The sequence below is a fragment of the Campylobacter sp. BCW_4323 genome (genome assembly GCF_001763115.1).
Lineage (GTDB): Bacteria > Campylobacterota > Campylobacteria > Campylobacterales > Campylobacteraceae > Campylobacter_D > Campylobacter_D jejuni.
This window is the reverse complement of sequence record NZ_MJYC01000057.1, coordinates 16,004-29,323: the sequence shown is the minus strand read 5'-3', so window position 1 is coordinate 29,323 and position 13,320 is coordinate 16,004. Positions and strand designations below refer to the sequence as shown.

The window sequence follows — 13,320 nt, the reverse complement described above, 5'->3', positions numbered from 1 at the left end:
AAAAGTGATTAAATTTATAGAAGGAAAATAATGACTTTGCTTGATGGTAAAGCTTTAAGTGCAAAAATCAAAGAAGAATTAAAAGAAAAAAATCAATTTTTGAAAAGCAAAGGGATTGAAAGCTGTTTAGCTGTTATCTTGGTTGGAGATAATCCTGCAAGTCAAACTTATGTAAAATCTAAGGCTAAAGCCTGTGAAGAATGTGGAATTAAATCTTTAGTTTATCATCTTAATAAAAATACTACACAAAATGAACTTTTGGCATTGATTAATACCTTAAATCACGATGATAGTGTTCATGGAATTTTGGTTCAGCTTCCTTTACCTGATCATATTTGTAAAGATTTAATACTTGAAAGCATTATAAGCAGTAAAGATGTTGATGGTTTTCATCCTATTAATGTAGGATATTTAAATTTAGGCTTAGAAACTGGGTTTTTGCCTTGTACTCCACTTGGAGTTATGAAGCTTTTACGGGCTTATGAAATTGATTTAGAAGGAAAAGACGCTGTTATTATAGGTGCTTCAAATATAGTAGGTCGTCCTATGGCTACTATGTTTTTAAATGCTGGAGCTACAGTAAGCGTTTGTCATATCAAAACCAAAGATTTGAGCTTTTATACTAGACAGGCTGATTTGATTATAGTAGCAGCAGGTTGTGTGAATTTACTTCGATCAGATATGGTAAAAGAAGGAGTGATTGTTATTGATGTTGGAATCAATCGTCTTGAAAGTGGAAAGATAGTTGGAGATGTAGATTTTGAAGAGGTATCTAAAAAATCTAGTTATATAACTCCTGTTCCAGGTGGAGTAGGTCCTATGACTATAGCCATGCTTTTAGAAAACACAGTTAAATCTGCTAAAAATAGACTTAATTAGGGAAAATCTATGGAAATTTTAAAGAGATTATATAAATTTTCGCAATCTTGGACTGGAACTGTAGTTATTGTTCTTTTGGTGATTTTTTTCTTTATACAAGCTTTTGTTATTCCTTCTGGTTCTATGAAAAACACCTTATTGGTAGGGGATTTTTTATTTGTTAAAAAATTTAGCTATGGTATCCCAACTCCTCATATTCCTTGGTTGGAAATTCCTGTTTTGCCAGATTTTAATAAAAATGGACATTTGATAAAAGCACAAGGGCCACAAAGAGGAGATATAGTTGTTTTTAGAAACCCTAGAAATGAAAAAGAACACTTTGTAAAACGTTGTGTAGGTACAGGAGGAGATAGGATAGTTTATGCAAATAAAACACTTTATGTAAGAATGCATGAGGGTGATGAATTTATGAAAGAACATTATCCGAATGATCTTGTTACTCTTGGAGGGCAAATTTATGTAAAAGAACCTTATAAACAAAAAGGTATTCATTATGATCCAAAAAAAGATATAGAAAGTGATATTTTACGCTTTCTTAGCATAGGTGATTTTGCCATGTCTCCAACTTATATTAAAGAACTTGGAAATCATATAGGTTTTAGCGGCGGAAATGCTTATGTTTTTGATGTACCTGAAAATGAGTATTTCATGATGGGTGATAATCGCGATTATTCTTATGATAGTCGTTTTTGGGGTTCTGTTCCTTATAGATTGATAGTAGGTAAACCTTGGTTTGTATATTTCTCTTGGGATAAAGATAAAAATGTTCGCTGGGAAAGGATAGGGCGTTTTGTTGATACCTTGGAAAATGATGAACAATATATCCATGATCATGACGATGAGGATAAATTAAGCTAATGTTTGTGAAAAACACAAACATTATATTTTTAAAAGCGTGATTTCATCACCTTTTTTTAATTCACTTGTATTTTCTTCGCTTATAAGTAAAAACTCACTTTTAATAAGTGGAAGTATCATACCAGAGCCAAATTTGTTTTCATTAAATGGTGTAAAAATATCTTTTTCTAAATTTCCTAAGATGAGATTATTTCTTCCACTTTTAAGCTTTAAATCCATGCCCATTTTGGCGTAAAATGTTAAAGGATTATCTAGGTTTCCACTTAATAAATCAATGATTTTTTTAGCAAAAATAAAACAAGAAAGATAAGCTGCCATAGGATTTCCTGGTAAAATCAATACGAAATTTTCACCTTTTCTATAAAGCTTAGTAGGCCTTGCAGGGCGTGCTTTTAGTCCTTTAAAAAGCGGAGTAAAGCCTAATTCATCTAAAGCTTTTTCCATAAAATCAGCCTCGCCAACGCTTGCACCTCCTGAAGTGATTAAAAGATCAAAATTTGTATTTTCTAAAGCCTCTTTAGTGCTTTTAAAATCATCTTTGATAATACCCAAATAAGAAGCATTTTGAAGCATGGTTAGTAAAGGCAAAGCATTGGCATTATAAATACTTTCTTCATCGCATTCTTGCCAAGGTTCTTTTAGCTCATTTCCACTTGAAAAAATACCTATGCGAATTTTTCTTATGACTTCTATTTTATAAAGCCCTTGAGAAGCAAGCAGGGCGATATGTTTATCATTAAGTTTGGTGCCTTTTTGAAGTAAAATTTCACCTTTTTTTAATTCTTCGCCTTTATAGCGATAGGCATTGTATTGTTTAGGAGCTTTTTTAATGATGAGTTTATTTTCTTCTATATACTCATCTTCTAGCATTAAGATAGTATCAGTATTTTTGGGCATTTTGGCCCCTGTCATGATTTTATAGCATTCATTTTTAGCAACTGTATAAAAATTTTTATCTCCTGCAAAAATAGTCCCTTTAATCTCCAAAGCCTCATCGATATCAGTATAATTAAAAGCATAGCCATCAAGAGCAGCATTGTCAAAACTGGGTAGATTTTTTCTAGCGTATAAATCTTTAGCTAAAATTCTATCCTTTGCTTTTTCAAGGCTAATAAGTTCACTTTCATCTAAGCATGAAATTTGATTTTCTAAGTCTTTTAAGGTTTCAAAGATGTTTTTCATTCTTCAAGCCTTGTGATTTTTACACCTAAACCTTTAAATTTTTCTTCTAAATTTTCATAACCCCTATCAAGATGGTAAATTCTATGGACTTTGCTTGTGCCTTTAGCTGCAAGAGCCGCTAAGATAAGGGCTGAGGAAGCACGCAAATCTGTAGCCATGACATCAGCAGCGTTAAGTTCTTTTCCGCCTACTATAGTAGCAATATGACCATTGAGTTTAATATCTGCGCCCATTCTTAAAAGTTCACTTACATGCATGAAACGATTTTCAAATAGTCTTTCATCGATAATACTAGTTCCATTAGCTTTTAAGGCTAATGCCATAAACTGCGCTTGCATATCGGTTGGAAAGCCTGGATATTCACTTGTCATGATTTCTATAGGTTTAATTTCTTTAGCAGGAAGTAGGGTGATACTATCTTCTGTAATCAAAGTTTCAAAACCCATTTGATGAAGTTTTGCTAAAACTGCACTAAGATGAGTGGCGTTAACTTTATCTAAAGTAATTTTAGAATTTGTAATAGCCCCTGCACAAAGATAAGTTCCTGCCTCAATTCTATCAGGTATAACGCTAAATTCTTTAAATTCTAAAAGTTCTCCATCGCTACCATAAATTTCAAGTTCATCTGTACCTATGCCTTTGATTTCAAGTCCTGCGTCTTTTAAAACTTCGCAAAGTTGAACTACTTCGGGTTCTTTTGCAACATTTAAGAGCTTGGTTTTACCTTTGGCTAAAGCTGCTGCCATGATGATGTTTTCACTACCTGTAACCGTGATTTTATCAAAAAGAATTTCATTGCCTTTTAAATTTCCACTAGCTACGACATAGCCTTGTTTAATTTGTATGTTTGCCCCCATTTTTTCCAAGGCTAAAAGATGTAAATCAATAGGTCTTTGTCCTATGGCACATCCACCAGGCAAAGATACTTCACAATGCCCAAAACGAGCAAGTAAAGGTCCTAGAGTAAGTATGGAAGCACGCATTTTACGCACAATGTCATATTTGGCTATGGTTTGATTAAGAGTGATTGTGTTTAATAAAGCACTATTATTTTGAAAATTAACCTTAGCTCCTAAATTTTCTAGCAAAGATATAAGAGTTTTTATATCAGCAACATTGGGAACATTGTTGATTTTTACTTCGTTTTTAGCAAGTATGCTTGAAACGATCAAGGGTAGGGCAGCATTTTTTGCCCCGCTTATTGTAACATTTCCGCTTAGATGATTTGTGCCTTCGATTTCTAGATAAGTCATAAAAACAGCCTTGATTTTAAATTTTATAATATATTATACATTTTTTAAGCTTTGTAAAAGTTTATTATTTTTTTGTTTTATAGTTATGCTTATATAGGAATTTAATGATATTTATTTTAAGATGCAAAGCCTTTACGGCTTTGCAAAGGAGAATTCTATTTTTAAGATTAGAATTGATATTTAAGTCCGATATTTCCGCTTAAATAAGTTTCGCTTTCGTCATTTACTTTACCACTTAAAAGATGTTTAACACCTGCTGAGAAAGTAAACGCCCATTGATTTTTTATATTAACATCTCCACCAACTATAAATGAGCCATAAGTTTTTTTCTTATCACTTCCATTGATAGTAAATGAAGTAGGGCTTCCTAAAAATCTAGCTGTGTAATCATCTCCTGAAGTGATTATATATTGCTCGATTTTTGGTGTAGCATAAATATAGCTTTCTTTTGATAGATATTTTCTAAATTCGGCACCTGCTTCTATACTAGTGTCAAAACTAGATTGTGATTGAACATGTTGAGCGTATGCACCATTTTCATTGTAATCAGGTGTAAAAGAATAATAAAGATTAAGCCCTGCTAAAGGTTTAATATAAAAATCATTTCCCATATCAAATACATAACCATAAGTTCCACTAGCACCTAAGAATTTTCTAGTAAAATCAGATGAATTTACCGTTCCAGCTATAAATCTATCTTGATCAGTCCAGCCAAATTGTGCATAGCCTTTAAAGTCAAATTCGCTATTTCCATAAAGTGTTCTTGAGTATAAACCAAGTTGTAAGTTATCACTTTCTTGATTTACCATGCTAGTTTTAATTTTTGAATCAGCATAAGTTAAATAAGCACCAAGAATAGTATCTTCACCTACTAAGCGATCATAACCTACGCTTACACCATATAAAGCACCGCTTTTGCTATCGATGATATTAGCACCACCGATTACATTTGCCCATACATTATTATCATAGCTTCTTGCTCCATAAGCGTATTGAGAATCGCTAGCGATTCCATTTCCTGCTGCAAATTTTAAGCCTTCTAAAGAAGCTACATTTACAGTTGAATAAGGATTGCTAAATTTAGCTAAACGATTTGATATAGCCATATCGTTTGACATATTGATAGCACCAATAGGAGCATTTAGAGCTGAATTTCCTGCATTTGATTGTGCTGCTCTTTCTACATCGTTGATTACTTTACCATTAGCAAAGATATAATCAGCTGTTCCAGCTAATTTACCACCTACATTAGATTCAGCTAAAGAAGCAAAAATTTGTCCTTTTTGTCCTGCTCTGATGTCGAATTTGGTATTATTGATTTTATCATTTAGATTGGCTGTTTTGTTTTTAATGTCTTCGATAAGTGCATTGTATTCTGCTAAACGATTGTTAAGTTCGCTTAGAGTTTTTTTATCGTTTTCAAGTTTTTTTACAGCTGTATCATAAGCTTCTTGAGCTTTTTTAATTGCTTCTTGTTTACCTTCTTGATTGGCCTTGTCAAGTTCAGTTTTAGCGGTATCAACAGCTTTTTGAGATGTTTCAATAGTACCACCTTTTTTATTGTATGTATCAATTTGAGTCTTTACTGCATCTCTATTATTTTTAAAAGTTCCACTTTCTATTTTACCATCAACCTTATAAAGTTTTTCCAATTCAGATTTTTGTGTCTTGAGCACCGTTTTAATTTCATTGTTTAATGTATCAAAATCAACTCTATTGCCTTTGGTGGTAGCAAGATTTCCATTTACATAAAGACTATTGCCTTTTTGAACAAGTTCTGTTTTATAAAGACTGTCTAGATTGGTTGTTGGTGCAATTTCATCAAAATTAGTTATAGTGCCTATTCCACCTGCGTAATCTTGATTCATAAGATTAGAAGAAATATTTACTAATGGATTGTGAAAAATTAAAGCTCCCTTGTTACCGCTGCTAACATCTGTAAAGCTTTTATCTGAACTTACTGCATTTTCAAAACCCTTAGTAGCACTCATGATATAAAAACCATTGCTAGTTACACGACTTAAATCCAATGCTTCAGCTTCAAATGTTGTTTTTTGAGCACTTACTTTTCCATTAACATTAAAATTAGCTTGTCCAAAGTTTGTAACACTACTATCAGTAAGTTTTAAATCTCCATTGATGGTTAAAGAGCCATTAAAGCTTTGATTAAAGAAAGTTCCATTACCTACTTGTATATGTCCTTTGTTTAATTCTACGCCATTTTTAGCATTGATAGTACTTGCGCCATTAGTGGCAATAATATTTGCACTACCTATAGCATCTCCTGTAAATTTTAAGCTGTCTGCCGTAAGATCAAAACTATAGCCATCACCTAAAGATGCTTCTTGGCTAGTAGCTCCTTTAAATTCTAATCCACCACTTTGATCTTTTCCTGCTTTTATAGTAAGATGTTTGATTCTATTTTCATCATTTGTAAGTTTAGTTTTGCCAAGTTCTGTTTTAACAACATCACCTGTGCTAAATTCATAGGTATAATGACTCTTATTGTCTTTATCTTGCGTTAATTTTGCTGTAACATCGTTGCTGATATCTTGCGCATAAAGCCCCCCCCCCCGTGGAAACTATAAAGCTTGCTGCAATTGCAGAAAGCACCAATTTATTATGATAAATCATAAGTGAGCTCCTTCCTTGTTAAAATTTAAATTTGCGGTATTATATTATCATATTGTTAAAATAAAATCAAGTATTATTTGTAAAAATAAATATTTTTTAATTATGCTATAAACAAAATTGTAACTTTTATAGTTTTAATTAATGTTTTAAAACATTAATTAAAACTATTACTAAAAAAATTAATTTTTAATCTATAGTTTTATTTTTATTGATATTTTTAGTTGTAAATTTTATAAATAAGTTATTAAAAATATATTTTAAAATTTAAAAAATAATTAAAATAAATATTTTATATTAAAGTTTCATAAAATTTTTAAGTATTTTTTTGCCTTTTTGCGTTAAAACTGCTTCAGGGTGAAATTGCAATCCATAAATAGGATATTTTTTATGTTTAATTGCCATAATGATATTTTCTGAATTATGAGCTAAAATTTTGCATTTTTTAGGCATAGAACTGATATACAAAGAATGATATAAGCAAATTTCAATTTCTTTTTTAATACCCTTAAAAATAGGATCTTTCTTAAAATAAAGTTTAGAAATTTTACCATGCGTAGGATTTTGCATTTTAGAAATGCTACCGCCAAAAACTTTAGCTATACACTGATGTCCTAAACATATACCTAAAATTTTTTTATTTTTTTTAAAATATTTGATTGCTTTTAGGCTTAATTTAGATTCCTTAGGAGAATGAGGGCCAGGAGAGATAATAAGATGAGTAAAATCAAATTTTTCTAATTCTTTAGCTTTTTTAAAGGCGTCATTTTTTATCACTTTACATTCAAAACCAAGTTCTTTAAGATAATAGATGATGGTGTAACTAAAAGAATCATAATTATCTATAAATAAAATTTTCTTCATTGTAATTTTACCTTTTTTAAACCACGCACGGAATTAATGCAATAAATATTTTCTGCTTCAAATAAATCTTGCTTAAATAATGCTTTTTCTTTTATCAAACCAAGATTGATTAAGAAATTTCTATATACTCCATTTAACATACCGCTTTGAATTTGTGGAGTATAAAATTGAGCGTTTTTTTCTAAGATGAGATTGGTTCTTGAGCCTTCGCAAAGTTCATCTTTTTCGTTAAAAAAAGCTATGTCGTAACACAAGTTTTGATGCCATTTGTATGAGTGTTGATTATAAAAAGTACGCAAAGAGCTTTTGTGATAGAGATTGTCACTTTTTGAGTTAATTTTATCATCACTTAAAAGCAAAATATCGTTTGAATTTTGTTTTAAGGCGCTTTGTTGGAATTCATATCTTCCGTCTTTATATAAAATCAGTTTTAAAATTCCTTCTTTGTGTGGATTTTTAAAGGGTAGGGGAAAATGATAAAATAAAGAGTGTTTTTTGTGAAAAATTTTTTCATCGAGTTTAAAAAGTGTAAAATTTTGATATTCTTTATAAGAACTTTTTTGATTTAAAATATTATAAAAATCTTTAAAGATGTTGTGAGTATTAAAATTAAATTTAAGAGCTGAATTTATAAGCCTTAATAAATGTTCTTTTAAAAATAAAATTTGAGAATTTTTAAAATACATGGTTTCAAAAAGATGAAAATCACAAGGATTTAAGATCGCGCTTTTAAGTTTTAATTCTTCAAATTCATCTTTGAATTTTGAGTCCCAAACCAAGCCACTACCGGTGCTATAAGTATAAATTTCATCTTGTTTTTCTAAGGTGCGTATGGCTACGCTAAATTTATTTTTATTTTTATGTATTAAACCTATAGTTCCGCAGTAAATACCACGATCTCTTTGTTCTAATTCTTTGATAAATTTAATACTTTCAAGCTTTGGAGCACCTGTAATAGAACCGCAAGGAAAGAGAGCTTTAAAAATTTGATATAAAGAAATATTTTTTTTAAGTTTTCCTTGTACGCTTGAAGTCATTTGATGTAAAGTAGGATGACTTTGAATTTCAAAAAGTTTGGTTTTTAAGCTTTTTTTTGTGATGATTTTTGAAAGATCGTTGCGTAAAAGATCGCAAATCATAACATTTTCACTTAGATTTTTTGTATCATTTTGCAAGAAGGTTTTATTTTCTTCATCTTTTATAGGATCTTTATCACGCTTAATTGTGCCTTTCATAGGTTTTGTAAATATTTTTCTTTTTTTGGTCTTGAAGAAAAGTTCAGGTGAGAAGGACAAAATTTCTCTTGTTTCATCTTTTATAAAAGCTTTAAATTCAGTATTTTGTCTAGAAAGCAAAAGTTTAAAAAGTTCAAAAGAATCCATTTTGCTATGAAATTTAAAATTTTGAGTGAGGTTGATTTGATAAACTCTTCCTTTGGAGATTGCCTCTTTAACCTTGGTGAAATTTTCTTTGTAATTATCTTGATCTAAAAAATTTATAAATTCAGGAATAAATTTTTCTTCATCAATATCTTCTTTTTGAAATTTTTTTCTTTTTTTAAAAGCAAATATAGACAAATAAGCTTTTTTACTTGTGAAATTTTTATCTTGAAAATATCTATATAGCTCATAATCAGCAAGCATTAAAATATAAAAATCATTTTTATATTTTTCTATAAATTTAAAGCACTTTTTACTTTCTTTGTGGTTAAAGGCTTTTAAAGTGTGTTTTAAATCATGGTAAAAATATTTACCAAAAACAGCGTAGTCTTCAAGAGTCACTTAATTCCTTTGCAACCTGTGCGGCAAGTTTTAATTTATCATTATCAAAATGAGTGTAAATTCTTGAGGTATTTAAACTTGCATGTCCTAAAGCTTCTTGAACTAAAACTAAATCTTTTTGCTTTTTATAAAGTAGGGTGGCAAAAGTATGACGCAACATGTGAGCACCATTTTTTTGTTTGCGAATTCCTGCACGAAATAAAAGCTGTTCTACTATGCGACTGACATAAGATTGAGTCAGTGGAGTGCCTTTTTTATTGACGAAAAGTAGGGCGTCTTTACTCATATAATTAATACTTACATTTTTCAGTAAATCGTAAATAAGTTCTTTTTTTATCATTACAACACGATATTTATTGCCTTTAGCTCTTATTCTTATGATATAAAGATCGTTTTCTTCGCTAATATCACCCATTTTGATATTGATAGCTTCGCTTACCCGTATGCCTGTAAAAATGATGATTTTAATAATAAGTTTATTGCGTATGCCATTGTTTTTAAAATCTGCATTTTCAATAGCATCAAGAAATTTTTTAAGCTCTTCTTCGCTCATAAATTCAGGTAATTTTACCCCTTTAGAACCCGCTATACCTGCCCAGTTTTTAAGATTGATATCGAAAATATGCGCTTTTTCATCTTCTTCATTTTGCTTGTCTAAAAAATCAAAAAAATTGATTACAGCGATACGGTAATTTTTTTTACTTGCATCTGATAAAGCACCTGTTATACTTGCTAAAACTTCCACAATGAGTTCTTCATCAATCTGTTTTAAAGAGTAAAGCTTATAAAAATTTAAATATTCAAATACTTTTTTTAAAGGATTAAAATAAGTATTAACTCCACTTAAACCAGCATTTCTTGCTTTTTTTGCTAGAGCGTCAAGTTCTTCAATATTTTTTACACCTTTTGTAAGAGCAAAATTAACTTCTGCTAAAGCTTGTGGATTTTTTAACTCTTTATTAGATAGTGAGTTGAGTTTAAATTTTATATATTTTGCTAGCCAAAATAAGAATGATTTTTCAAAATTTTCTTCACAATCTAAAGGGTATTTCATAGAAACTTTTCCTAAAATCTAAAATTTTTAGCTTTTTAACTAGAAAAGGTATTTTAGTATTAACTTAGTAAAAAAAAGCTTTTTTAGGAAAAAGTTTGTTTTTACATGCAAGGCAAAAAGATTGAAATATTTTTATTAAATAAATCTTATATCAATCATAAAAAGATATGATAAAAGGTAAAAATATGTAAAATTTATAATTTTGTATTGAAAACTGTAATTTTCAAACTTTTTTATATACACCTAGATTATTCTACTTTGATATAGATTAAGCTACTATTTTTACATACTTTCATGATTTTACCTTTTGAGTGAAATAAATTTATCCACAAAATATAATGTAAAAAATTGATAATTTTATTTTGTAAATTAAAATTATATTTTACTTTTATTGAAAACTATAAAGAATATTTAAAAATTAAATTATTTTATATTATTATCAAAATATATATAAAAATGATAACTTGTGCATTCAATTTTTTAATCCCCTATTCTTGATTAATATTTTTTTGGTTAAAATTTGCTTTAGAAATTTAATACTAATGAAATAGGCAAAAGACTAATGAGAAATAATTTTGTAATTAATATTTCCAAATGGCAAGATACACGTAAACCTTGGTTGATTTTGATCATAGTTACTATAGGACTTACCTGTATAGCACATTTTTTATTTCAAGAATATCTTTTTATGGAACCTTGCGAACAATGTGTGTATATAAGATTCGATATGCTTGTTATGGCTATAGGTGGTATGATTGCACTAATCAATCCTACAAATAATATTATAAAAATTTTTTCTTATAGCTTAGCTTTTTATGGAATTTGGCTTGGCTTGGAGCATTGTCTAACTTTAAATCATATCCATGAAGTGGTTCATTCTGAAAATCCTTTTGCAGGTGTAGACGGATGTCGTGAAATTCCTATTTATCCATTTAATTTACCTTTACATGAATGGGCTCCTAGTTGGTTTTTGCCAGCAGGAGAATGTGGGATGGATGCCCCCGTAGTTCCAGAAAATGCTTATAATCATCTTAATACTTTTCAAAAATTTTTTATAGGAACTCCACCTGATTTTGAAAATGGGCTTTATAGTAATGGTTGGTATTTGATACCTAGTTTAAAGTTTATGAATATGGCAATTTGCTGTCTTATAGCATTTTTATGTTGTTTTATTGTGCTTTTTACAATGTTTATAGCCTATGTTTTAGATAAAAATAAACCTAATGCTAAAATTTTTGCATTGGCGATTGTTATTTTGGTTTTGGTGCTTAAATTTATAGGCGAACCAAAAAATCCAAATCAAAGTATAGCTAGTTTAAATCATTTAAATCAAGTCGTTTTAAGATGCTTTTAAAATACGCAACAAATTATTTTTGTTGTGTATTATTAAAATTTTATTAAGCTATTTTAGGATGGCTTAAATAATTTTAAAGGATTTATCATGAGACTTAGCAAAACTCTTTGCATGGCACTTTTAATGGATTGCTCCTTTGACTGTTATTATCATGGATAATGGTTATTTGTAGCCTGTAGATAAAAAAATGGCAAAAAAATTGTTTGCGATGATGATTATAGCAAATGCCCAGGTTATGAAAATGAAAATGGTGGATTTGATTTCACTTGGACACAGCATACAGGCTGGAGAATTGATAGTAAATCAAACAAGCGTTATATCTATATAAGTGTTTTTGATAATGGTGATGCAAGAGGAGCTGAACAACCTGCATTTGCAAGTCAAAAATATTCTCGTGCTGTAATTTATAAAATCAATCAGCAAAATAAAACCGTGGAACAAATTTGGGAATATGGTAAAAATCGTGGAAATGAATGGTTTTCTCCTGTAACTTCTTTAACTCAATATGAACCAGATAAAGATTCTATTATGGTTTATAGCGCAACAGCTGGAATGGCTTTTGATCTTAGCAAAGGTGTAAGTCTTGGGGAACCAAAACCTGAAATTGATGAATTTTAACTGGGGCGCTAAGGAACCTTCGATTCAAATTCAATTTAGCGGTTCAGGCACGGGTTATCAAGCAATGCCTTTTAGTGTTGATCAAGCATTCAATCCTAAAAAATAACAATAAGCCCAAAAATAAATTTGGGCTTATTTATTTTTTTTAAATAAAATTATCTTTGAAAATTTTATTTAATCAAGGATATAGTATGCGTAATTTTTTTTGCAAATTTGTTTTAGTGCTTGTATTTTGCTCAAGTTTTGCGTTAGCAAATAATAGTTTTATTACTCTTAATCCAAATTTACCCAACTCCGAAAATAGTGTAATAGAAGCATTTTCTTATAAATGTATACATTGTTATAATCATCATAAATTTGGAACCCTTGAAAAACTAAGAGAAGCTTTTCCAAATTTACATTTTAAACTCTATCCTGTAAGTTTAATGAATGGAGATTTTTCCAAAGAAATGAATGAGCTTTTTGCCTTTGCTCAATACAAAGATGAGCAAAATGGTAAAGACGCGAGTTATTCTGATAGTTTATCTCATAAACTTGCTGATGTTTATTTTGTTTCTTATTTTTTAAACAAGCAAAGAAATTTTTCGAATTTAGATGAATTTTACGACATAGGTTTAAAGGCTATGAATGTAAATAAAAATGAAGTATTAAATTTTTTAAATACCCCAAAAGCTAAAGAAATTTTAAGCGAGTTTCAAAGAGCTAATGATATAGCTAAAACCTATGGCACCCCTACTTTTGTTGTTAATGGAAAATATCAAATTAACCCAAGTGCAATCAATTCGATGCAAGATTTAGAAGATCTAGTTAAAAAATTAAGCAATATGAAATAATAAATTTTTTAAG

Annotated in this window: 10 protein-coding genes and 1 pseudogene; 5 read left to right on the top strand and 6 right to left on the bottom strand. The window is 29.6% G+C overall.

Annotated elements, in window-relative coordinates:
* Positions 1-30 precede the first annotated feature (30 nt).
* Together folD and lepB are read left to right on the top strand one after the other, a co-directional pair.
* Positions 31-879: a bifunctional methylenetetrahydrofolate dehydrogenase/methenyltetrahydrofolate cyclohydrolase FolD gene (folD, locus tag AJN60_RS05090; RefSeq protein ID WP_070286002.1), complete on the top strand. Its 849-nt coding sequence runs from the start codon at positions 31-33 to the stop codon at positions 877-879.
* Positions 880-888: 9 nt separating this feature from the next.
* Positions 889-1,737, top strand: a complete 849-nt coding sequence (lepB, locus tag AJN60_RS05085) for a signal peptidase I (protein WP_070261304.1) — start codon at positions 889-891, stop codon at positions 1,735-1,737.
* Positions 1,738-1,758: 21 nt separating this feature from the next.
* Here the strand turns inward: lepB and AJN60_RS05080 are convergent, their stop codons facing one another.
* From AJN60_RS05080 to AJN60_RS05055, 6 genes are all read right to left on the bottom strand, one after another.
* Positions 1,759-2,919 (bottom strand): molybdopterin molybdotransferase MoeA, encoded by a 1,161-nt coding sequence (locus AJN60_RS05080; RefSeq protein ID WP_070286001.1) that lies wholly within the window; start codon positions 2,917-2,919, stop codon positions 1,759-1,761.
* Positions 2,916-4,172 (bottom strand): UDP-N-acetylglucosamine 1-carboxyvinyltransferase, encoded by a 1,257-nt coding sequence (murA, locus tag AJN60_RS05075; protein WP_070286000.1) that lies wholly within the window; start codon positions 4,170-4,172, stop codon positions 2,916-2,918. Before murA ends, AJN60_RS05080 begins: the two co-directional genes overlap by 4 nt.
* 167 nt (positions 4,173-4,339) lie before the next feature.
* Positions 4,340-6,202, bottom strand: a complete 1,863-nt coding sequence (locus AJN60_RS05070) for an autotransporter outer membrane beta-barrel domain-containing protein (RefSeq protein ID WP_180752981.1) — start codon at positions 6,200-6,202, stop codon at positions 4,340-4,342.
* 898 nt (positions 6,203-7,100) lie between these two features.
* The gene (locus tag AJN60_RS05065) at positions 7,101-7,667 is read right to left on the bottom strand and encodes an anthranilate synthase component II (protein WP_053872930.1); all 567 of its coding nucleotides are present in this window, start codon (positions 7,665-7,667) and stop codon (positions 7,101-7,103) included.
* Positions 7,664-9,448: a bifunctional chorismate-binding protein/class IV aminotransferase gene (locus AJN60_RS05060; protein ID WP_070285998.1), complete on the bottom strand. Its 1,785-nt coding sequence runs from the start codon at positions 9,446-9,448 to the stop codon at positions 7,664-7,666. Before AJN60_RS05060 ends, AJN60_RS05065 begins: the two co-directional genes overlap by 4 nt.
* Positions 9,438-10,502, bottom strand: a complete 1,065-nt coding sequence (locus AJN60_RS05055) for a tyrosine-type recombinase/integrase (protein WP_070285997.1) — start codon at positions 10,500-10,502, stop codon at positions 9,438-9,440. The genes AJN60_RS05060 and AJN60_RS05055 overlap by 11 nt, the downstream gene beginning before the upstream one ends.
* A gap of 562 nt (positions 10,503-11,064) precedes the next feature.
* Between AJN60_RS05055 and dsbI the strand changes: the two genes are divergently transcribed.
* The 3 genes and pseudogenes from dsbI to AJN60_RS05040 all read left to right on the top strand — a co-directional run bounded on the left by dsbI (position 11,065) and on the right by AJN60_RS05040 (position 13,307).
* The gene (gene dsbI / locus AJN60_RS05050) at positions 11,065-11,856 is read left to right on the top strand and encodes a protein-disulfide oxidoreductase DsbI (RefSeq protein WP_070285996.1); all 792 of its coding nucleotides are present in this window, start codon (positions 11,065-11,067) and stop codon (positions 11,854-11,856) included.
* A 183-nt stretch (positions 11,857-12,039) separates the two neighbouring features.
* Positions 12,040-12,580 (top strand): annotated as a pseudogene (locus tag AJN60_RS09355) (aryl-sulfate sulfotransferase); the annotation flags it as partial.
* Between the two features lie 85 nt (positions 12,581-12,665).
* On the top strand, positions 12,666-13,307 hold the full coding sequence (locus AJN60_RS05040; protein ID WP_070285995.1) for a thiol:disulfide interchange protein DsbA/DsbL: 642 nt from the start codon (positions 12,666-12,668) through the stop codon (positions 13,305-13,307).
* The last annotated feature ends 13 nt before the right edge of the window (positions 13,308-13,320 follow it).

Coding starts and splice junctions, on each gene's coding strand:
- dsbI (WP_070285996.1), top strand. CDS start 11,065: ATGAGAAATAATTTTGTAATTAATATTTCCAAATGGCAAGATACACGT.
- murA (WP_070286000.1), bottom strand. CDS start 4,172: ATGACTTATCTAGAAATCGAAGGCACAAATCATCTAAGCGGAAATGTT.
- lepB (WP_070261304.1), top strand. CDS start 889: ATGGAAATTTTAAAGAGATTATATAAATTTTCGCAATCTTGGACTGGA.
- AJN60_RS05055 (WP_070285997.1), bottom strand. CDS start 10,502: ATGAAATACCCTTTAGATTGTGAAGAAAATTTTGAAAAATCATTCTTA.
- AJN60_RS05065 (WP_053872930.1), bottom strand. CDS start 7,667: ATGAAGAAAATTTTATTTATAGATAATTATGATTCTTTTAGTTACACC.
- AJN60_RS05080 (WP_070286001.1), bottom strand. CDS start 2,919: ATGAAAAACATCTTTGAAACCTTAAAAGACTTAGAAAATCAAATTTCA.
- AJN60_RS05040 (WP_070285995.1), top strand. CDS start 12,666: ATGCGTAATTTTTTTTGCAAATTTGTTTTAGTGCTTGTATTTTGCTCA.
- folD (WP_070286002.1), top strand. CDS start 31: ATGACTTTGCTTGATGGTAAAGCTTTAAGTGCAAAAATCAAAGAAGAA.